Origin of the sequence: Enterobacter wuhouensis (genome assembly GCF_035835995.1) — a bacterium.
GTDB lineage: Bacteria > Pseudomonadota > Gammaproteobacteria > Enterobacterales > Enterobacteriaceae > Enterobacter > Enterobacter wuhouensis.
In genome coordinates this window covers 2549249-2568861 of record NZ_CP142124.1, presented here as the reverse complement: position 1 = coordinate 2568861, position 19613 = coordinate 2549249, and the positions used below count along the sequence as shown (strand labels likewise).

Genomic DNA, 19613 nt, shown 5'->3' with positions numbered 1-19613 from the left:
TTTTCCGTCATCTGATATGCCTGCGGTGAATGCATAAAAAAGTTATTTTTATGATTTTTACGCATTAAACCTCTTGCTTTGTCGTCAGCGAAGTGCGTTAATGGTTTTCTGGTTTTAAGTCCAAATAAATATCTGACGTAGTTTTATAAAGCAGTTCTCATCACGTTGTGCCTCTCCGCAGCCTCTCTTGGGTCTTTATCTACTTTCCGATTCGTTTTTGTTTAAAACCATTATTGCCCTATCGGCCCATTAGTAATTTACGTTTTTACGTTTACAGGAGAATCTTATGACTTCTTATATCCATTTCCGCTGCCCATGCTGCCATGGCTCGCAGTACCGTACCTCCGCCTTTGACGTGTCTGAGGCAAATCCGTTCGGCGCCAAATGCATTTTTTGCAAATCGCCGATGATTACGCTCGACCACCTGGCCGCTGCGCGTTCCGCACAGAGTCACGTTACCGAGTTCCGTAAATAATAACCGCGTTTTCATAACAGTTAGCAAAATCTTCTCTTTTTCTCCTGCTGATATACACTGTCGGCAATAAGGAGAATCTGATGAAAAAATACCAGCGTCTGGCGCAACAAATAATCTCGCAGATTGAGCTTGGCGTATGGCTGCCGGGCGACAAGTTGCCTTCTCTGCGAGAGCAGGTGGCGAGCAGCGGGATGAGTTTTATGACCGTCGGCCACGCGTATCAGATGCTGGAAAGTCAGGGGCGCATCGTCGCCAGACCGCAGTCGGGCTATTACGTTGCCTCGCGCCCGACCGCGCAACAGCCTGCTCCCCCCGCGCAGGTCATGCGTGACGAAGTGGTGGACATCAACACCTATATCTTCGACGTACTGCAGGCCAGCCGCGACCCTTCCGTTGTACCCTTTGCCTCCGCGTTTCCCGATCCCCGGCTTTTCCCGCTCCAGCAGCTAAATCGCTCCCTTGCTAACGTCAGCAAAACCGCCACGGCGATGAGCGTGATTGAAAACCTGCCGCCGGGAAACGTCGACCTGCGTCACGCCATTGCCCGTCGTTATGCACAGCAGGGGATGAACATCTCTCCGGAAGAGATTGTTATCACCGCCGGTGCGCTCGAAGCATTGAACCTCAGCCTGCAGGCCGTCACGGAACCGGGCGACTGGGTGATCGTTGAAAATCCCTGCTTTTACGGCGCGCTGCAGGCGCTGGAACGCCTGAAGCTGAAAGCTTTATCTATCGCGACGGATGTTCGCGAGGGGATCGACCTGAATGCCCTTGAACAGGCCCTCAACGATTACCCGGTAAAAGCCTGCTGGCTAATGACCAACAGCCAAAATCCGCTTGGCTTTACGCTGAGCGCAGAGAAAAAAGCCCGTCTGGTTGCGCTGTTAACCCGTCATAACGTCATCCTGATAGAAGATGATGTCTACAGCGAGCTCTATTTTGGGCGCGAAAAGCCGCTCCCGGCCAAAGCCTGGGACCAGCAGGACATGACGCTGCACTGTTCGTCATTCTCTAAATGTCTGGTGGCGGGCTTTCGTATCGGCTGGGTAGCGGCGGGAAAACATGCGCGGCGCATTCAGCACCTGCAGCTGATGAGCACGTTATCCACCAGCTCTCCGATGCAGCTGGCGCTGGTGGATTACCTGGCGACCAAACGCTACGACGCGCACCTTCGCCGCCTGAGGCGCACGCTGGCCGAGCGCAAGCAGCAGGCATGGCAGGCGCTTTTACGCCATATGCCGGCGGGCGTTAAAATCCATCATAACGACAGCGGCTACTTTTTATGGCTGGAACTTCCCGCCGGGCTGGATGCAGGGCTGCTGAGCGAAAAAGCGTTGCCTCATCACATCAGCATTGCGCCCGGAAAGATGTTTTCAACATCCGATGTCTGGACGCCGTTCTTCCGGTTTAATACGTCCTGGGCGTGGGGGGAGCGTGAAGAACAGGCCGTGAACCAGCTAGGAAAATTAATTCGCGAGATGCTGGATTAATATTTCTCCCCCTCCCATGCCAATAATCATTCCTTATCTTTCAGATGGCCCCGCGACTATCCATCGGGGGGGCATCATAGGAAATCTGCATACTCCCCCTTACGGCTAACCCCTTGTCTATAATCCAGTTAACGGGGAATGCGCCCTCTGTCACACCTTGATGAAATTTCCTGAAGCCGCGCGGTGCGGCGCATTTGCGCGGTCTACGTTTAACTAGGGAGATATTTTTACGGCACGGCTGCCGCTAAATTTCATTGCGACAGGAGTAAACCTAATGAGCAAAAAATTTGCATGCAGCAGCCTGTGCGCGCTCGGCATGACGATCGTGACGGCCCAAGCCGCCGAGCCGCCAAAGGCAATCGGCAACGGAGAGGGGCGTCTTGATATCATCGCCTGGCCGGGGTATATCGAACGCGGCCAGACCGATAAAAATTACGACTGGGTCACCCAGTTTGAGAAAGAGACGGGCTGTGCGGTCAATGTGAAAACCGCCGCGACCTCGGATGAGATGGTCAGCCTGATGGCGAAGGGCGGTTACGATTTGGTTACCGCATCGGGTGATGCATCGCTGCGCCTCATTGCCGGTAAACGCGTTCAGCCGATTAACCCCGACCTGATCCCCAACTGGAAGACAATCGATCCGCGCATTGTGAAGGGGGCCTGGTTCAACGTGGGCGGTAAAGTCTACGGCACGCCGTACCAGTGGGGCCCCAATCTGCTGATGTACAACACCAAAACCTTCCCGACGCCTCCCGACAGCTGGAGCGTGGTTTTCGTTAAGCAGGATCTTCCGGACGGTAAAACCAATCAGGGCCGCGTGCAGGCGTATGACGGCCCTATCTATATCGCCGATGCGGCGCTGTTCGTTAAATCAACCCAGCCGCAGCTGGGCATCACCGATCCGTACCAGCTCACCGAACAACAGTATGCCGCGGTGCTGAAGGTGCTGCGCGACCAGCACGCGCTGATCCACCGCTACTGGCACGACACGACCGTTCAGATGAGCGATTTCAAAAATGAAGGCGTGGTCGCGTCCAGCGCCTGGCCGTATCAGGCCAACGCCCTGAAAGCAGAAAATCAGCCCGTCGCCACCGTGTTTCCGAAAGAGGGGGTAACGGGCTGGGCGGATACCACCATGCTTCACGCCGAGGCTAAACACCCGATGTGCGCCTACAGGTGGATGAACTGGTCACTTACCCCAAAATTACAGGGCGATCTGGCCGCCTGGTTTGGCTCACTGCCGGTGGTGGCGGAGGGATGCAAGGCCAGCACGCTGCTGGGTGACAAAGGGTGCGAAACCAACGGCTATAACGCTTTCGACAAAATCATGTTCTGGAAAACCCCGATCGCAGACGGCGGAAAGTATGTTTCGTACAGCCGCTGGACACAGGATTACATCGCCATCATGGGTGGTCGTTAATCACCCGGGAGCAGAGCATGACGTACGCGGTAGAATTTAACGACGTTTCCCGTCTGTACGGTGACGTGCGGGCGGTGGATGGCGTCACCATTGGCATTCGCGACGGGGAGTTTTTCTCTATGCTGGGGCCTTCGGGCTCCGGCAAAACCACCTGCCTGCGCCTGATTGCCGGTTTTGAACAGCTCTCCGGCGGCGCGATAAAGATTTTCGGCAAAGAGGCGAGCGAGCTTCCTCCCTGGGAGCGGGATGTGAATACCGTTTTCCAGGATTATGCGCTGTTCCCCCATATGTCCATTTTGGATAACGTCGCCTACGGGCTGATGGTGAAAGGCGTCGACAGGAAAAAGCGGCACACGCAGGCGCGCGAGGCGCTGGATAAGGTGGGGTTAAGCTTCGCCGTTGCGCGTAAGCCTTCCCAGCTTTCGGGCGGACAGCGCCAGCGTGTCGCCATCGCGCGAGCGCTGGTTAATGAACCGCGCGTGCTGCTGCTGGATGAGCCCTTAGGCGCACTGGATCTCAAGCTGCGCGAGCAGATGCAGTTTGAGCTGAAAAAACTGCAGCAGGAGCTGGGGATCACCTTTATTTTCGTCACCCACGATCAGGGCGAAGCGCTGTCGATGTCTGACCGGGTGGCGGTATTCAACAATGGCCGTATCGAGCAGGTTGATACTCCGCGCGAGCTTTACATGCGCCCGCGTACGCCCTTTGTGGCGGGTTTTGTCGGCACCTCTAACGTGTTTGACGCCAGCTTTGCCGGGAAAGTGTGTGGAATGTCCGGTATGTATTCGCTTCGACCGGAACATATTCGCCTTAACGAAGGCGGGGAGGTTCAGGTTCAGGGCACCGTGCAGGCCGTGCAATACCAGGGCGCGGCGACGCGCCTTGAGCTAAAGCTGGCGGACGGCGAAAAGCTGCTGGTGAGTCAGGCCAACCTCAGCGATGCCGCAATGCTAAACGGCGTTGAGCCGGGCCAGCAGGTGCTGGCGTCATGGTCGCGCGAGGCCATGGTACTGCTTCACGAGGAGAGGTGAAATGGACAGGAGCATTTCACGTTCGCCTTCATCGCGAAGCGCCTTAAGCCGCTTTACCGCGCAAGTGTGGCGTAAACCGTCGCTTGGCCTGTTCTTGCTGCTGATTGCGCCGCTGATGTGGTTCGGCATCGTCTATTTAGGCTCGCTCCTGACGCTGCTGTGGCAGGGATTTTATACCTTCGACGACTTTACCATGTCGGTCACGCCGGACCTGACCTTTGCCAACCTCAAGGCGCTCTTTAACCCGGCGAACTACGACATCATCGTGCGTACCCTGGTGATGGCTATCGCGGTGACTCTGGCCAGCGCGATCCTGGCGTTTCCGATGGCCTGGTATATGGCGCGCTACACCCGAGGAAAGTGGAAAGCGTTCTTCTATATCGCCGTTATGCTCCCGATGTGGGCGAGCTATATCGTCAAAGCCTATGCCTGGACGCTGCTTCTGGCAAAAGACGGGGTAGCCCAATGGTTTCTCGGACACATGGGGCTGGAGCCGATCCTGACGTCCATTCTCACGCTGCCTGCTGTTGGGGGTAATACGCTCTCGACCTCGGGGCTTGGGCGCTTTCTGGTTTTCGTCTATATCTGGCTGCCGTTTATGATCCTGCCCGTGCAGGCGGCGCTGGAACGACTGCCAGCCTCTTTGCTGCAGGCCTCGGCCGACCTGGGCGCAAGGCCTCGTCAGACGTTTCGTTACGTCGTCCTGCCGCTGGCCATTCCGGGTATTGCGGCCGGCTCGATATTTACGTTCTCGCTGACGCTCGGGGATTTTATCGTGCCTCAGCTGGTGGGGCCCCCGGGCTACTTTATTGGCAATATGGTTTATTCCCAGCAGGGGGCTATCGGCAATATGCCCATGGCCGCCGCCTTCACGCTGGTGCCGATTGTGCTTATCTCACTCTATCTGGCGTTCGTTAAACGTCTGGGAGCATTCGATGCACTCTGAGCGCGCGCCGTTGTTCCTGAAGATTGCAGCGTGGGGCGGCGTTATCTTTCTTCACTTCCCGCTGCTGATTATTGCGGCCTATGCTTTTAATACCGAGGACGCCGCCTTTAGCTTCCCGCCGAAAGGCCTGACGCTGAAGTGGTTTAGCGTGGCGGCAGGGCGTGGCGACATCATTGATTCAGTGACGTTGTCACTTCAAATCGCTGCGCTCGCTACCGCCATTGCGCTGGTGCTTGGCACGCTTGCTGCAGCGGCGCTGTGGCGAAGCGAGTTTTTTGGCAAGAATGCCGTCTCACTTTTGCTGCTGTTGCCGATTGCCCTACCGGGGATCATAACCGGGCTGGGGCTGCTGACCGCCTTCAAAACCATCAATCTTGAGCCCGGTTTCTTTACCATCGTGGTGGGGCACGCCACCTTCTGCGTGGTGGTGGTGTTTAACAACGTCATTGCCCGATTCCGGCGCACCTCCTGGAGTCTGGTAGAAGCCTCAATGGATTTAGGGGCAGACGGCTGGCAAACCTTCCGCTACGTGGTGCTCCCCAATCTGGGATCGGCGCTGCTGGCGGGGGGCATGCTGGCGTTTGCGCTCTCTTTTGACGAAATTATCGTCACAACCTTTACCGCGGGACACGAGCGCACGTTACCGCTGTGGTTGCTTAACCAGCTCGGACGTCCGCGCGACGTGCCGGTCACCAACGTGGTTGCGCTGCTGGTGATGCTGGTGACAACCGTCCCCATTCTGGGAGCCTGGTGGCTAACCCGCGACGGTGAGAACGTCGCCGAAAGCGGGAAATAACGTTGAATTCAACAGGAAAATGCTATGCAAAATCTACTGCTGATTAATGGTGAACTGACTGCCGGTGAAGGGGAAAAACAGCCGGTTTATAATCCCGCCACCGGCGACGTGCTGCTGGAGATCGCGGAAGCCTCGGCAGAGCAGGTCGATGCCGCAGTGCGTGCCGCCGATCGCGCTTTTGCGCAGTGGGGGCAAACCACGCCAAAAGCCCGCTCCGAGTGTTTACTGAAGCTGGCTGACGTCATCGAGGCGCATGGCGAAGAGTTTGCCCGGCTTGAATCCCTCAACTGCGGGAAGCCGCTGCACTGTGCGCTGGGCGATGAAATACCGGCCGTGGTGGATGTTTTTCGCTTCTTTGCCGGAGCCGCGCGCACGCTGAACGGGCTGGCCGCCGGGGAGTATCTTGAGGGGCACACCTCGATGATTCGCCGTGACCCGGTGGGCGTGGTAGCGTCGATTGCCCCCTGGAACTATCCGCTGATGATGGCCGCCTGGAAGCTTGCCCCCGCGCTGGCAGCGGGGAACTGTGTGGTGATCAAACCGTCGGAAATTACCCCGCTCACGGCTTTAAAGCTCGGCGAACTGGCGAAAGATATCTTCCCTGCAGGCGTGCTGAGCGTGCTGTTTGGCCGCGGTAAGACGGTGGGCGATCCGCTTACCGGGCACGAAAAAGTGCGCATGGTTTCTCTGACCGGTTCGATTGCGACCGGAGAACATATCATCGGGCATACCGCGTCCTCCATTAAGCGCACCCACATGGAGCTGGGCGGCAAAGCGCCCGTTATCGTCTTTAACGATGCGGATCTTGATGCGGTGGTCGACGGCGTGCGGACCTTTGGGTTCTATAATGCCGGGCAGGACTGCACGGCGGCCTGCCGGATTTATGCTCAGAAGGGCATTTATGCCGCGCTGGTTGAAAAGCTCGGGGCGGCGGTGGCCGGCCTGAAGATGGGCGCGCCGGAAGATGAATCAACCGAGCTGGGGCCGCTCAGCTCCGCCGCACATCTCGCGCGCGTCTGTCAGGCTGTCGACGAAGCGAAAGCGCTGGACCATATCCAGGTAATCACCGGCGGGAGCAAAAGAGAGGGCGCAGGATACTACTTCCAGCCAACCCTGCTGGCGGGGGCAAAGCAGGACGATGCGATTGTACAGCGAGAAGTGTTTGGCCCGGTCGTCAGCGTGACGCAGTTTGACGATGAAGCGCAGGTGCTGGCGTGGGCTAACGATTCGCAATACGGTCTGGCGTCATCGGTCTGGACCAAAGATGTTGGCCGTGCCCATCGCCTGAGCGCGCGCCTGCAGTACGGCTGCACCTGGGTTAACACCCATTTCATGCTGGTGAGCGAAATGCCGCACGGCGGCATGAAGTTATCAGGCTACGGGAAAGACATGTCGGTGTACGGGCTTGAGGATTATACGGTCATTCGGCATGTGATGATAAAACACTAGGCAGTCCTGCCCGGCAGGTTATTCCGCCGGGCATTCTCTTTACCAGCCGCATACCTCGTGCTCATTTTCCGTGTCGTAGGCGCGTACCGTGTTGATTAAATCCTTCACCACGTCCGCCGCGATGTCAGGAATTAACAGCTCCATTGGGGCTTCTGTTTCGTAATCCACCGAGACACCGTTGCTGTTGTTGGTGACGGTCACGGTGTAGGTTGCCTTGCCCATGGGTTACTCCTTATGTGTGTTAACCACTTTACCGATACCAGCCCCCGTCAACGTAACGTCCGGGTCGGCAAAAAAGTCGATATTGAAATAGGTATCGTCGGTTAACAGCTCAATGCGGTGCCATTTTTGCGGCGGGGAAATACCAAATGAACCTGCTTCGATAACCAGCTCCAGATCCGGCTCGGTCGCGTCACCGTCAGCAAAGCCAAAGTAACGAACCGCACCCTGCATGACCGACAGGCGGCCATAGACGCCCGCTTTCGTATTGTGATGGGTAAATAGCGCTGCAGGCGCCGTCTCTTTGTTCCAGAAGGGGGTCGAACGGGTATGAACAAAATTCTCAGGAATACGTAGCATAATGGTTTCCTTCTTAGCGTCTGGCGCTTACAGAGATTTCAACACCTCGGGTTCGACAAAGAAGTCGATATTGAACAGGGTGTCATCGGTCATGGCCTCAATGTGGTGCCATCTCTCCGGCGGGAAAACACCGAAACGGCCCGCCTCGATAATCAATTCGCTGTCAGGCTCGGGGGTAAATTCATCAGCATAGCCCAAATAACGTACTGCACCCTGCACAACGGAGAGGCGAGGGTAAACGCCAGGGCGTGTGCCTTTGTCCAGGTGACGCTGAAAAATCCCCGCGGGGGCCGTCTCTTTATTCCAGAACGGGGTGGAGCGGGTATGAATACAACTTTGCGGAATGCGTAGCATATTTCCTCCCTTAAAAGCCTGCCTTTATTAAACCGCGTTCTGCATGTCAAAATTTATCAAAAAGTGCATTTAATATGCATGTTATAAGAAATGATTAGTCCTGCTCCTCAAGGGATGTTAAGGGAAGTACTCAGTTGTTATTATCCTTAATATTTAAGTGGTTATGGTGTAACGAAAAAACTTGATCTGTATCAACATATGACGCATATTGCGTGCGGTTATTTTTTCGGCTCAGGTAAACAGAATGACGTTGTATCAAAAGATGTTGGTTTTCTACGCAATCATGGCGTCCATCTGTGCCCTCATTACCTGGTTCCTCTCGAAAGATCGCAAGCGCATTCGTCTGCTGAGCGCTTTTCTGGTGGGGTCCACCTGGCCAATGAGTTTTCCCGTGGCGCTGCTGATCTCGCTTTTCTGAATCACGCTTCCAGTTTTAAAAGAAGAACATAGCATTCCAGGTATGATGACTGTATAAATAAACAGTGCATCAAAAATGGAGTGCTTATGAACAGTTTTTACTCGCAACACGCTGGCTGCACCGTTCGCTGGCAAGACCTTCCCGGTTCCGGCGTACCCGTCGTGTTTATTCACGGATTAGGGTGCGCATCATCCTACGAATATCCCCGTATTGTCTGCGATGCCCAATTTGACGGACGCAGGGCCATTCTTATCGACCTTCCCGGCAGCGGTTACAGCGACAGGCCTGTGCGTTACGGCTATCGCACCAGCGAGCAGGCGCGCGTTGTTGCTGAACTGGTCGATCATCTTCAGCTCGATGCTCTCTGGCTCTACGGACACAGCATGGGCGGCAGCATCGCTATAGAAACCGCCGTTATCATGGCAGGCCGGGTAAAAGGGCTCATGGTGTCAGAACCCAATTTTCACGCCGGCGGCGGCATGTTCAGCCGATCGATTGCGGCACAATCAGAAGAGCATTTTTGCGAACAGGGGTACGACGCGTTGCTCAATGCCGAAACCTCAGCGTGGAAGGGCTGCCTGCGAAGCAATGCCCCTTATGCCGTATGGCGCGGCGCAAAAAGTCTCGTCGAAGGTGTGAAGCCCGAATGGGAGTCACTGTTCCTGTCGCTAACCTGTCCTGTGACGCTGATTTTCGGCGCGTTGTCTTTACCTGATGAAGATTTCAGTGCGCTCCAGCAGAAAGGCGTTGAGATGAAGATTATCCCGGATGCCGGGCATTCGATGTCCTGGGAAAATCCCCCTGCGCTGGCAAAAACGCTAGCGGAGTGTATGGCAGGTGGATAACGGCCCGCTCGGGTGCGGGCCGGGATTTTGCTAGCGCAATAGCGCCTGCAACACCTTGCGGGCAGCGGGCTGGACGTCGTGCGGGTGCTGATAGTCAATGTTCTCAATGGCCCGACTATAAAGCGCAACCAGCCAGTCGTATACGTAAGCGGTAGCCGCATGCACGGGTTGCTCGCCCAGGCGCGTCAGACGCGGCGTGTCACTGCTTACCACCGGCGTGACAAATATCGCCTGACCTTTATGGATTCGGCTTGCGGGGCGTTGTGCAACGGGCGTCTGGTCGTAACCCAGCCAGCCGATGAAATTGCCCATCACGGCGTGCAGCTGTGCCGCGCTGCTTTTATCCATGTCGACAATTTTTTGCAGCTGATGAGGCAGGTTTAGCCGGTAGCTGGTCACCACAAGCACATCGGCAATTTGCTGTAAAACTGCGGGCTCCAGCCCCAGGCGGGCGGCGGCTGCATCGTTGCGGCTCCACTGGCGCAGGTGGTTAATCCAGACTTTATGCGCCAGGCGCGCTTTGTCCTTTGTCTGGAAAAGGCTGGCATTGTCCTGAGTGCTTTCGGCAAAGAGGTCGATGTTATCCGTGAAAAGCCCGTTTACCTGCTCCTCGCGCGGCTGCTGGACGGCCAGCAGCGTCTCAAAGGCTTTTAGCGGCGGCATTAGGCCTTCTAGCAGCTCGCCGTGGCGGGCCGCGGCGCTTTGCAGCATTCGCACCATGTTTTCTGCCTGCGCGCGTCTGATCCCCGGCTCCTCAACCAGCGGCGACAGATAGCTTTGCATGAGTGCTGAAAGCGCCTGCTTTTGCATGGACTGCAGGGTATGAAGCCGCTTCTGGCGCTGTGCGGGCAAGGTGGCCTGGGACAGCCACTCGATCACGCGCTGCATGCTGTGGCTATCCAGCGCCTGTAAAGTGCCCCAGTGCAGGCCCGGTTTGCCAAGCAGATGCTGTACGGCCTCGTCGAGATTCTGTCGGGAGGTAAAGCGCGCATCCTGAGGGGTTATCGCCCATACCAGGCCCGGCAGGGCGGACTCTTCCGCCGGCTGCGTCTCTTTGACCCACTGAATGAGGGCCTTCGCCTTTTTTGCCGTTTGTTCGTGCTGGGCGGTAGCATTGCAGATGACCAGCACATCGGGCTGGAGCTGCTGACGGTAATGCTCCAGCAGCCACTGGTATTTAGCCTGGCTTAACGGATCGCCGTTATCGTCTGATAAGACGGGAATATCAATGATATCAACATTATCCAGCGCGCAGCTTTCAACGGGCAATACCAGTTCTCGCGTCAGGAAGGCAAGGGTATCGACGGGAATGCTGATCGCACTCAGCGCTTCACCCTTGTTTAGCGGGTGCAGCAGCGTCTCCTGTGCCTCGGTACCGCTAAACGTGCCGTGAGTAATAAACCCTTCGCCGGGCAGGCCAAAGTTGTCGACCAGCAGGCTGAGCGGCGCGGCAAGCTCGCTGGCGTGGCTGGTCTGGTGCAGCACGTGTGCAAACTGCAGCCACTGTTGGGTTAGCTCCTGCTGCTCACCCCACAGCAACGACCAGACGCTGGCGCGCGTGCTGAGATCGAGGGATGGAACCAGCAGCGCAAACTGATGCCAAAGCGCATCATCAATTTGCTGTTTAGCGCCCGGCACCGTGCTCTGCCAGAAACGGGCGATGGCACCCACGTCCTGCGCGGTAATCCCCGGCACGCCCTGCGGCTGGCGCAGCCCGCGCCATTTTTCCAGCCGTGCCTCGATTACCGCTTTATCCACCGAACGGATCTGCGGGTGCAGGGTAGTGCGGGCAATAAACAGCTGAACCAGCTCGGCCTCCGTTACCAGGCTCAGACGGAGTGGGAACGCTTCATCGGCGATCTCTGCGCTTTCTCTGGTGAACCGGACCGCCATATTGGTCAGGGCATGTCCCGGATTGATATGCGAGAAATAATCAAACGTCCGTTGGCCCGGCGTGACGTTAAGGCGGCCATTGCCGCTCCCGCACAGGGACAACAGCAGGTGCGCTTTCGCGTTCTGGGAATGGCCGTACAGCCCAATACTGGTCTGGCGGGTAAGTGCGCGTTCAATGGCCTGCTCGCGAGCCTGCACCGCGTTGATGCGGGCGAGCAGCGCGTCGGCATCGTTATCCAGCATGGCGGCGTGGAGGCGCGTCTCGTTGATCCACCTGATTAAGGCCTGAGTGGTAGTCGTCGCAGTCATTTCAGGTATACGCTCCCGCTGTCGATCCAGTAATGGCTTCCGCTATGACGGCGATCGGCCAGGGTATTCAGTTTGAAGGTTAATGCATCCGCAGGAACCGGCGTTCCATCCTGTAGCCACGCGTCGCTAAGCTCGAAGGATTCTGGTCCTTCATGCTTGCTTCCTCCGCGCAGCTTCAGGCGCACGTTCAGCACGCCGTCTCCCGCAATGGCTTTTGCCAGCTCGGCCGAGTTGATGCTCAGGGTATAAAGCGGGGTTGCCGGCCAGCGGGCGTTTGCCAGCTGGCGGAAGCCGAGCGTCACGTTACCGCGCAGCGGGAAATGCAGACGGGCATCCAGCTTCGCGCCCGGCTTATCGAGATCGATATCCTGATACCAGACGTTTTCCTCACGCAGCGTATTTACCGTGTTATCCAGCACGCCCAAATAACGCACCGTTGAATACGCGCCAATATCGGCCGCCTTGAAGTTAAAGCGCGGCAGGCGCAGGTCAAGCGCCAGGCTGCACAGCATCGCGCCGACGGCGGCGGTTGATTTCGGGTTACCAATACGCCCCTGCTGGCTGAACGGATACCATTCGTGAACCTGGTACTTGTCCAGCCAGACGATGCGGTTAACCGGCACGGGCTGCAGGTGGCGAATCAACGCCTGAACGCCCGGCAGGCAGCCGGGACGCCCCGTAATTAACAGGATGTCGCAGCCGTAATGGGATATTGCTTCGCACACGGCATGAAGCGGTGAGGCCAGCGTAAACTGACCGGCCAGCATTGCGTCCTGCATTTCGCGGAAATTCACGTGCAGCGGGACGGCATACAGATCGAAGGCTTCAGATCCCGCAGGCAGGGCGTGATCAATCGCCTGCTGGAGATAGTTCATCACGTTGCGGGTTGGCTTCTGCGGCAGCAGGTCGCCAAAGGTGGCGTGCAGGCCTGCCAGCGGATCGTCAATATCGCTGGATTCCCAGGCGGCCAGAATTGCGTGACCGATCGGCATAAAGAGCTGGAGCGCCGTTTGCTGGCGCAGTACCGCCTGGGTATCAATGCGCCCGGAGTCGCCAAACAGCGAGGCCATGAGCATGGAGGCATCCGCCATGCCGGATTTCTGCAGCTGAGTTTGCAGGGCTGGCAACACGTAGCGCTGGATGACGTCCAGCAGCGTGTCATCGCCCGCAACCTTAAATCCTTCGCGGAACAGGAGCTGCGGGGTAATTTTGACGTTATTCCCGGAACCATCGTCGAGCTGATAGTGGGTAATCGCCATATCCGTAGTGCCGCCGCCGATATCGATAGAGGCCACGCGCAGCGCGCGTCCAGGCTGAACGCCCGGCTCGGGTTCGCGATCCGGGCGGGCGAGGGAGGCGAAGAAGGCCTCCGTCTGGCCGCCAAAATGTGAAATCGCTTCGTTGTACAGCCACACCAGCTGGCCGCAGCTGGCCTCGTCCCATTCCATCTGGATCTCAGGAACCGGCACCACGCTTTTTTCCTGCTGTTTGCGGCTGGCGAAATCCTCGTCCTGCGGGTGCCAGCCCATCGCCTTCCAGACGATGGCGATGGCTTCGAACATGCGGCGACGGAAGATCTCGCGCTCCTGCTTTGGCATGGCCGACGGGAGGGTGAGAATTAACGTGCGCAGCTGGCGCGGCGAGGCCGGAAAGCCCAGACGCAATCGCGTGGCGACGCTGTTAATCTGCCCCAGCGCCTGCGCCAGCAGCTCGCACAGCATGTGCGTCATGAGCGTGCTGCGGCTGTACTGCGGGGAGAACACCGGCAGACGCTCGTCCTGCGGCAGGGTAAAGAGCGGCTCGCCGTCGTCGTTCATCAGGTTCATCAGCGGGAATGCGGTAGCTAAGGGTTCTCGCTGCGTTTTGCTGTTCATCTGGCTGAAGCGCCAGTCCTGCACCACCGGCGTTTCATCCCACAGGTAGCGGCGCGGGCTGGAAATGCCGCTGTTGCCTTCGGTACCCAGACGCTGCATGGCCAGTTTGCGCGCCTCATCGCCCACGCGGACGATAGACGGCCAGACAAAGGCATCTTCCCGGCCGCTTTCAACCGAGAAGTGCTGCTTGCCGAAGCGCGCCTCAGAGAACTCCAGCCGGCTGGTAAACAAGGGCTCATTGAGGAACTGCGGTTCGCTTAGCGAACGCACCTGAAGCTCGGCGGTCTGTCGAAGGCCATCGTTCGCATCCCCGTGGTCTTCAATAATAACGCCGCAGGTATGGGTGTTGCCCACGTCGAGGATCAGGTCGACGGGGATGGCGGGCGTGCTGAGCGTATGGGTAACAAACTTCACTTCAGGTACGGTGAGCTGTTCTCCGAGCATGGACAGCAGGTTAAGCCAGTGCGCCTGATACTCAAACCCGCGCATCGCCTGATGCAGCTCGCGTTCAGAGCGGTTTTCAACGCCGTCCGCATACTGGGTAAACGCTTCCCGCAGCCAGCCGTCGATCCAGGTCTGGTCGAGGAAACTGTCTACTTCATCATCACGCCAGGCCAGGGCGAAGCGGGTCCCGTTCAGAATATCGTTTTCGACAGGCGACAGGGTTGACGTGGCATGTTCGGCAATCTGGCTGTCGAGGGCGAGGGTGACGCGGTGGGTATTGCCCGCCGTATCGGGTGCATCCAGCTTGCGTATCTGGACGCGGGCCCAGTTATCCGGCCCGTCAACGAAGGTGCGCGGTGGGTTGAAGCGCAGGAACGGAACGGGGAGCCAGACGCCGTCCAGCACCGTCAGGGACTGGTGTAGCGGGATCGTCGTTTCTGGCTTAACAACCTCGGGCTGACCGCCGCCCGAAGCCGGCAGCGTGTACCGGCCATTAACCAGGTCGAAGTCGAGACGCAAAAGCGGGCCGTTTGCCGTTTTACGCACGAAACGCCCGTTGCTGGCGGTGTCCTGCGGCGTCAGGCCAAAATCAAGAAATTGCACGCCGCTGTTGGCAATAAGCGTGACGCTCTGTTTGTAGTCGCAAAGATTTACCAGCATAGGGTCAGGCACCTGCTTTCTTAAACGTCAGTGGAACGACGGTTTTTGCATCATAACGCGCGTTACATTCAGCGATATCGCTGGTGCCTGCCTTGCAGGCAATTTCAGGCATCGGATAGCGGGAGCCGTCCGTGCAGCGGGCATTACCGCGGCTTTTAATCATCAGCTCGCCGTTGCTGTGCAGCCCGGAGAAAACCTCCACGCGGCAGACAACGTTATCGCCATGAACGACACGCGCCAGGCCTTTATTATTCTGAATCTGATAGCGCATTGACGGCGGTTTACCCGTGATCGGGTCCTTAACGTCCAGGATTGCGCGCCAGGTCCCATTCAGGAAACGCGTTGAGCCTGCCTTGACCTGGCCTGCCTCCATCACCATGGCGTCTTTCGGGATCGCTGCAATCACCACGGGCGCAGGCTCTGGGGCGGGTTCTTTCGCCTTCGTTTCCACAACCTCGGCCTGATGCAGGGGTAACGTCATTGCCAGCGGCTCAACCGACTTAATCGGTTTTGGCGCAATTGCGACAGCCTCAGGGGCCGGGGTTTGCACCGGCTCTGCGGAGGGCGCCTGATTGGGCCAAAGTAACGGCACGGAAACCGCGGCGACAATCACGGCTGCGACCGGCAGCGACCAGAGCGGGAGGCGGCGTTTTTTTGCGACAATCTCCGGCGCGCGCGCGGGTTCTTCAGCCGGAGGTAAAACTGCCCTGGCAGGTTCTGGCTCATACAGCGCGTCAGGCGTAATGCGGACCACGGTTGCAGGGGCGACCAGCGGCTCATCCGCCTGTTCAAAGGTAATGACGGGGGTCGGCTCAGGCTCAGGTTCTGGAACCTCAATGGCGACCGCTTCGGGCTCCGGGATCAAGGATTCGCGCAGGCAGTCGAGGACATCGTCGCGCGCGTTTTCATTCAGGTTTACAAAGCCCCAGAAGCAAATAACCGGCTTACCCTCAACCAGAAACAGGAAGTTTTCGCCGGGAAACTGGAAAGCCTTAGACAGCAGGGAGCCGAAAAGCTGTTGCGCGGTTTTAGGCGACTGGAGGCATTTCTTGCTCAGCGAGTCGACGCTGGCAAGGGTGTTTTCCAGATAGCGCAGGGCGCGAAAACGGTCATCCTCGTCAGCCGCCTTCCAGCTGCTTACGTTACCTTCAACCGGGGAGTACCAGTCCACGCGATCGCCGCCATCGTTGACCTGCGGAATGGCAAGACAATCGACAATAGCCTGCTGCTTGCGCAGGCGCAGCGCTTCACGGATTTGCAACGCTGATTCAAAAACGGCCTGTCCGCCGCCGCCAACGGCCTGAAAATCATCCAGATTACCGCTGCGTAAAAGAGTTTTTGCCACGATTTGATCCCATATACTTCTTCACACCGTTACTTTAACGAAACGAGAAAGCAAACAAACGGAGGAAGAGACGCTAAAAGCGCCGATTTCTTGCGGCATAGATCGGAGCGGTTGTGCTTGACGGATAATGGCACTTAAGGCAAATCAATCCTTGAAGGCTGGCTGTAAAACCAGCGAAAAACGCTGATTTAGAATATCCTGATAGTGTTTCGTTATTTGCCAGGTGATAACGGCTGTGCTGTTATTACTGTCCAATATAATAAAACCGATAGGGTTATAACCATGTCTACAGGGAAAACGCTGCTCGCGCTTGCGCTGAGCACTCTTTTACCGGCAAGTGCCGCATGGGCGGCCAACAATGACACCATCATCTATTGCTCTGAGGCCTCCCCGGAGTCGTTTAACCCGCAGATTGCCAGTTCCGGCCCTTCGTTTGTCGCCAGTTCTCAGGTGCTGTACAACCGCCTGATCAACTTCGATCCGGTAAAAAATACCCCCGTTCCGTCCCTGGCGGAGTCATGGACGATTTCACCGGACGGTAAAACCTACACCTTCACGCTGCGTAAAGGGGTGAAGTTCAACAGTAATAATTACTTTAAGCCGACGCGCGACTTTAACGCCGATGACGTTATTTTCTCGGTGATGCGTCAGAAAGACCCTAAGCACCCGTATCACAACGTATCCCAGGGTAATTACGAATACTTCAACGACGTTGGCCTGGATAAGCTGATTCAGGACGTTAAAAAGGTCGACGATTATCACGTTCAGTTCACCCTGAGCGAGCCTAACGCGGCCTTCCTGGCGGACTGGGGGATGGATTTTGCCTCTATTCTTTCCGCTGAATATGCCGATGCGATGCTGAAAAAGGGCACGCCAGAGAACGTCGATACCTGGCCTATCGGCACCGGCCCGTACGTGCTTCAGCAGTACAAAGTCGACTCGCTGATCCGCTATGTCGCCAACCCGAACTACTGGAACGGCGCCGTTCCGACGAAGCATCTGATCTTCTCCATCACGCCGAACGTGGAAACGCGCCTCGCGAAGCTGCAAACCAACGAATGCCAGATCGTGCCTGCACCGTCGCCGGTACAGTTTGATGTGATTAAGAAAAACAAGGATCTGACGCTGCACTCGGTGGATGCCCTGAACGTAGGCTATCTGGCCTTTAATACCGAGAAAAAACCGTTCGATAACGTGCTGGTACGCCAGGCGCTCAACTATGCGACCGACAAAAAGGCCATCGTTAACGCCGTCTTTATGGGGTCCGGCACGGTGGCAAAATCACCGATTCCGCCAAATATGCTGGGCTTTAACAAAGACCTGAAGGATTACGGTTACGATCCTGAAAAAGCGAAAGCGCTGCTAAAGCAGGCGGGGCTGGAGAAGGGCGCAGAAGTGACGCTGTGGTCAATGCCCGTGCAGCGTCCGTACAACCCAAATTCTCGCCGTATCGCAGAGATGATTCAGGCCGACTGGGCGAAGGTGGGCGTGAAGGCCAAAATCGTCTCCTACGAGTGGGGCGAATATCTGTCCGGCATGCGTAAAGGCGAGCATGACGCCGCGCTGTTTGGCTGGATGTCGGATAACGGCGACCCGGATAACTTTGCGGACGTGCTGCTGGGCTGTAACAGCATCAAAACCGGATCGAACGCCGCGCGCTGGTGCGATAAGGGGTATGATGCTCTGGTTCAGAAAGCCAAACTGACCAGCAGCCCGGCCGATCGCGCGGCGCTCTACGGCCAGGCGCAGGAAATTTTCTACCAGCAGGCGCCGTGGATTGCGCTGGCAAACGGCAAGACCTTCTACGCTACCCGCAGCAACGTCACGGGCTACAGCGTTAGCCTGATGGGCAGCGATTTCTCAAAAGCGAAGCTGAACTGATTGTGTTGCCCGGTGGCGCTGCGCTTACCGGACCTGGGGTTCCCCCTGTAGGCCGGGTAAGGCGTAGCCGCCACCCGGCAATTCACAAGGAGTGACAATGTCACATTTAAACGAAGTTACCGCCCGTGTGGATGCTGCCATCGAAGAGAGCGTGATTACCCACATGAATGAACTGCTGATCGAATTAAGCGATGACGCTGAGCTGAGCCGTGAAGATCGCTACGCGCAGCAGCAGCGTCTGCGCACCGCGATCTCACAACACGGTAAGCAGCATAAAGACGAGATGGACGCGCGTCAGGAGCATCTGACGAAGGGTGGCACCATCCTTTAAAACTGCCGTCTGGCCACCAGCCATGCCCCCACCACCAGCATCGCTGCGCCGCACACCGGGCCGACCAGCGCGCGCAGTGGAATGCCGTTGCTTCTCAACACGTCCATTACCAGACCACCAATCAGCTGGCTTGCCACCAGCACGGCGATAGTCGTCGCCGCGCCGACATTCTGGTATCCGCTGATGCTGGCAAAAACAAAAAACGACCCCAGCAGCCCCGGGATTAACGTCCACCAGCGAACCGTAGAGGCCAGCTCGCTGAAACCGGCCCCCCCCTGTTTGAACCACAGGATGCTGACAAACAGCACAATGCCCACCAGCGAATTCAGCAGCATCGCGATAAGAATGGTGGAGGAGGTCTGGGTGATACGCACCATCAGGGTGTTTTGCACCACCAGGCCAATGCCCGCCGCCACCAGAAACGCCAAGGTCAAAGACTGATTCATTAAATCGCATCCGGATCGCTGCGCTCATCAAGCTGCAGCTGCATAAAGGTTAAGTCCAGCCAGCGTCCAAACTTCGTACCCACCTGCGGCATTTGCCCCGTGGTCACAAAGCCCAGCGTGTCGTGAAGATGAATGGAGGCATGATTTTGTGATTCGATCCCGGCTACCATCACGTGTTTACCTATCCTGCGCGCTTCGATAATCAGCGCATTCATCAACGTACGCCCAATCCCCTTGCCCTGGTGGTCCGGGTGGACATAAACCGAGTGCTCAACCGTGTGGCGAAATCCGTCAAAAGCGCGCCAGTCGCCGAAGGAGGCGTAACCGGTGACGATGCCGTCTTCGTCACTCACCAGTACCGGATAGCCTGCGAGCGCCCGCGCCTCAAACCATGCGATACGGTTATCGGTATCCACCGTCTTGTCGTTCCAGATAGCGGCAGTATGCACCACCGCGTGGTTGTAGATCTCACCGATAGCGGCGCAATCTTCTTTGCAGGCATGACGGACGATCATGATTTACCCTCTGAGTGTGTTGTTCACTATAGTATTACGCGATAACTAAGATAGTACACAACCGTGATACCAAACCGCTACGGCATAAGCCATATCTTTTTGTTATGAAAAC

19 protein-coding genes are annotated in these 19613 nt (G+C 57.1%); 11 read left to right on the top strand and 8 right to left on the bottom strand.

Annotated features, from left to right (window positions below):
• The first annotated feature begins 286 nt into the window (after positions 1-286).
• From ymcF to patD, 7 genes are all read left to right on the top strand, one after another.
• Positions 287-475 (top strand): cold shock small protein YmcF, encoded by a 189-nt coding sequence (gene ymcF / locus VPX56_RS12365; protein WP_131632500.1) that lies wholly within the window; start codon positions 287-289, stop codon positions 473-475.
• 80 nt (positions 476-555) lie between these two features.
• Positions 556-1965: an aminotransferase-like domain-containing protein gene (locus tag VPX56_RS12360; RefSeq protein ID WP_326466607.1), complete on the top strand. Its 1410-nt coding sequence runs from the start codon at positions 556-558 to the stop codon at positions 1963-1965.
• A 274-nt stretch (positions 1966-2239) separates the two neighbouring features.
• The gene (gene ydcS / locus VPX56_RS12355; RefSeq protein ID WP_131632502.1) at positions 2240-3385 is read left to right on the top strand and encodes a putative ABC transporter substrate-binding protein YdcS; all 1146 of its coding nucleotides are present in this window, start codon (positions 2240-2242) and stop codon (positions 3383-3385) included.
• A gap of 17 nt (positions 3386-3402) precedes the next feature.
• Positions 3403-4416, top strand: a complete 1014-nt coding sequence (locus VPX56_RS12350; RefSeq protein WP_131632503.1) for an ABC transporter ATP-binding protein — start codon at positions 3403-3405, stop codon at positions 4414-4416.
• 1 nt (position 4417) lies between these two features.
• Entirely contained in the window at positions 4418-5362 is a 945-nt protein-coding gene (locus VPX56_RS12345; RefSeq protein ID WP_326466602.1) for an ABC transporter permease, read from the top strand.
• Positions 5352-6158, top strand: coding sequence for an ABC transporter permease (locus tag VPX56_RS12340; RefSeq protein WP_326466600.1), 807 nt, complete (start codon positions 5352-5354; stop codon positions 6156-6158). The genes VPX56_RS12345 and VPX56_RS12340 overlap by 11 nt, the downstream gene beginning before the upstream one ends.
• A 24-nt stretch (positions 6159-6182) precedes the next feature.
• A complete protein-coding gene (gene patD, locus VPX56_RS12335; protein ID WP_326466598.1) occupies positions 6183-7607 on the top strand; it encodes an aminobutyraldehyde dehydrogenase in 1425 nt (474 codons plus the stop codon).
• A gap of 39 nt (positions 7608-7646) precedes the next feature.
• Here the strand turns inward: patD and VPX56_RS12330 are convergent, their stop codons facing one another.
• The 3 genes from VPX56_RS12330 to VPX56_RS12320 are packed head-to-tail and all read right to left on the bottom strand — an operon-like array spanning position 7647 to position 8540.
• Positions 7647-7829 (bottom strand): DUF1869 domain-containing protein, encoded by a 183-nt coding sequence (locus tag VPX56_RS12330; protein ID WP_131632507.1) that lies wholly within the window; start codon positions 7827-7829, stop codon positions 7647-7649.
• Positions 7830-7832: 3 nt separating this feature from the next.
• Positions 7833-8186 (bottom strand): TehB family protein, encoded by a 354-nt coding sequence (locus VPX56_RS12325; protein ID WP_131632508.1) that lies wholly within the window; start codon positions 8184-8186, stop codon positions 7833-7835.
• A gap of 27 nt (positions 8187-8213) precedes the next feature.
• The gene (locus VPX56_RS12320) at positions 8214-8540 is read right to left on the bottom strand and encodes a TehB family protein (RefSeq protein WP_326466593.1); all 327 of its coding nucleotides are present in this window, start codon (positions 8538-8540) and stop codon (positions 8214-8216) included.
• Between the two features lie 244 nt (positions 8541-8784).
• Here VPX56_RS12320 and VPX56_RS12315 point away from each other — a divergent pair, with 244 nt between their 5' ends.
• Together VPX56_RS12315 and VPX56_RS12310 are read left to right on the top strand one after the other, a co-directional pair.
• Positions 8785-8958, top strand: a complete 174-nt coding sequence (locus VPX56_RS12315) for a GhoT/OrtT family toxin (protein ID WP_003856960.1) — start codon at positions 8785-8787, stop codon at positions 8956-8958.
• Between the two features lie 86 nt (positions 8959-9044).
• Positions 9045-9803, top strand: coding sequence for an alpha/beta fold hydrolase (locus VPX56_RS12310; RefSeq protein ID WP_326466590.1), 759 nt, complete (start codon positions 9045-9047; stop codon positions 9801-9803).
• Between the two features lie 30 nt (positions 9804-9833).
• Here VPX56_RS12310 and VPX56_RS12305 read toward each other — a convergent pair whose 3' ends face one another.
• The 3 genes from VPX56_RS12305 to VPX56_RS12295 are packed head-to-tail and all read right to left on the bottom strand — an operon-like array spanning position 9834 to position 16328.
• Positions 9834-12005 carry a virulence factor SrfC family protein gene (locus VPX56_RS12305; protein ID WP_326466588.1) on the bottom strand — a complete coding sequence of 724 codons (2172 nt, stop codon included), beginning with the start codon at positions 12003-12005 and terminating at the stop codon, positions 9834-9836.
• Entirely contained in the window at positions 12002-14983 is a 2982-nt protein-coding gene (locus VPX56_RS12300) for a virulence factor SrfB (protein ID WP_131632512.1), read from the bottom strand. The genes VPX56_RS12305 and VPX56_RS12300 overlap by 4 nt, the downstream gene beginning before the upstream one ends.
• Before the next feature lie 4 nt (positions 14984-14987).
• A complete protein-coding gene (locus VPX56_RS12295) occupies positions 14988-16328 on the bottom strand; it encodes an SrfA family protein (RefSeq protein ID WP_131632513.1) in 1341 nt (446 codons plus the stop codon).
• Between the two features lie 282 nt (positions 16329-16610).
• Between VPX56_RS12295 and VPX56_RS12290 the strand changes: the two genes are divergently transcribed.
• Together VPX56_RS12290 and VPX56_RS12285 are read left to right on the top strand one after the other, a co-directional pair.
• On the top strand, positions 16611-18209 hold the full coding sequence (locus tag VPX56_RS12290) for an ABC transporter substrate-binding protein (RefSeq protein ID WP_131632514.1): 1599 nt from the start codon (positions 16611-16613) through the stop codon (positions 18207-18209).
• A 97-nt stretch (positions 18210-18306) separates the two neighbouring features.
• Positions 18307-18540, top strand: a complete 234-nt coding sequence (locus VPX56_RS12285; protein ID WP_326466581.1) for a YdcY family protein — start codon at positions 18307-18309, stop codon at positions 18538-18540.
• Here VPX56_RS12285 and VPX56_RS12280 read toward each other — a convergent pair.
• Both VPX56_RS12280 and VPX56_RS12275 read right to left on the bottom strand, forming a co-directional pair.
• Positions 18537-18986 carry a DMT family transporter gene (locus VPX56_RS12280; protein WP_131632516.1) on the bottom strand — a complete coding sequence of 150 codons (450 nt, stop codon included), beginning with the start codon at positions 18984-18986 and terminating at the stop codon, positions 18537-18539. The genes VPX56_RS12285 and VPX56_RS12280 overlap by 4 nt on opposite strands.
• The gene (locus VPX56_RS12275; protein WP_131632517.1) at positions 18986-19501 is read right to left on the bottom strand and encodes a GNAT family N-acetyltransferase; all 516 of its coding nucleotides are present in this window, start codon (positions 19499-19501) and stop codon (positions 18986-18988) included. The genes VPX56_RS12280 and VPX56_RS12275 overlap by 1 nt, the downstream gene beginning before the upstream one ends.
• Between the last annotated feature and the right edge of the window lie 112 nt (positions 19502-19613).

Coding starts and splice junctions, on each gene's coding strand:
- ymcF (WP_131632500.1), top strand. CDS start 287: ATGACTTCTTATATCCATTTCCGCTGCCCATGCTGCCATGGCTCGCAG.
- VPX56_RS12360 (WP_326466607.1), top strand. CDS start 556: ATGAAAAAATACCAGCGTCTGGCGCAACAAATAATCTCGCAGATTGAG.
- ydcS (WP_131632502.1), top strand. CDS start 2,240: ATGAGCAAAAAATTTGCATGCAGCAGCCTGTGCGCGCTCGGCATGACG.
- VPX56_RS12350 (WP_131632503.1), top strand. CDS start 3,403: ATGACGTACGCGGTAGAATTTAACGACGTTTCCCGTCTGTACGGTGAC.
- VPX56_RS12345 (WP_326466602.1), top strand. CDS start 4,418: ATGGACAGGAGCATTTCACGTTCGCCTTCATCGCGAAGCGCCTTAAGC.
- VPX56_RS12340 (WP_326466600.1), top strand. CDS start 5,352: ATGCACTCTGAGCGCGCGCCGTTGTTCCTGAAGATTGCAGCGTGGGGC.
- patD (WP_326466598.1), top strand. CDS start 6,183: ATGCAAAATCTACTGCTGATTAATGGTGAACTGACTGCCGGTGAAGGG.
- VPX56_RS12330 (WP_131632507.1), bottom strand. CDS start 7,829: ATGGGCAAGGCAACCTACACCGTGACCGTCACCAACAACAGCAACGGT.
- VPX56_RS12325 (WP_131632508.1), bottom strand. CDS start 8,186: ATGCTACGTATTCCTGAGAATTTTGTTCATACCCGTTCGACCCCCTTC.
- VPX56_RS12320 (WP_326466593.1), bottom strand. CDS start 8,540: ATGCTACGCATTCCGCAAAGTTGTATTCATACCCGCTCCACCCCGTTC.
- VPX56_RS12315 (WP_003856960.1), top strand. CDS start 8,785: ATGACGTTGTATCAAAAGATGTTGGTTTTCTACGCAATCATGGCGTCC.
- VPX56_RS12310 (WP_326466590.1), top strand. CDS start 9,045: ATGAACAGTTTTTACTCGCAACACGCTGGCTGCACCGTTCGCTGGCAA.
- VPX56_RS12305 (WP_326466588.1), bottom strand. CDS start 12,005: ATGACTGCGACGACTACCACTCAGGCCTTAATCAGGTGGATCAACGAG.
- VPX56_RS12300 (WP_131632512.1), bottom strand. CDS start 14,983: ATGCTGGTAAATCTTTGCGACTACAAACAGAGCGTCACGCTTATTGCC.
- VPX56_RS12290 (WP_131632514.1), top strand. CDS start 16,611: ATGTCTACAGGGAAAACGCTGCTCGCGCTTGCGCTGAGCACTCTTTTA.
- VPX56_RS12285 (WP_326466581.1), top strand. CDS start 18,307: ATGTCACATTTAAACGAAGTTACCGCCCGTGTGGATGCTGCCATCGAA.
- VPX56_RS12280 (WP_131632516.1), bottom strand. CDS start 18,986: ATGAATCAGTCTTTGACCTTGGCGTTTCTGGTGGCGGCGGGCATTGGC.
- VPX56_RS12275 (WP_131632517.1), bottom strand. CDS start 19,501: ATGATCGTCCGTCATGCCTGCAAAGAAGATTGCGCCGCTATCGGTGAG.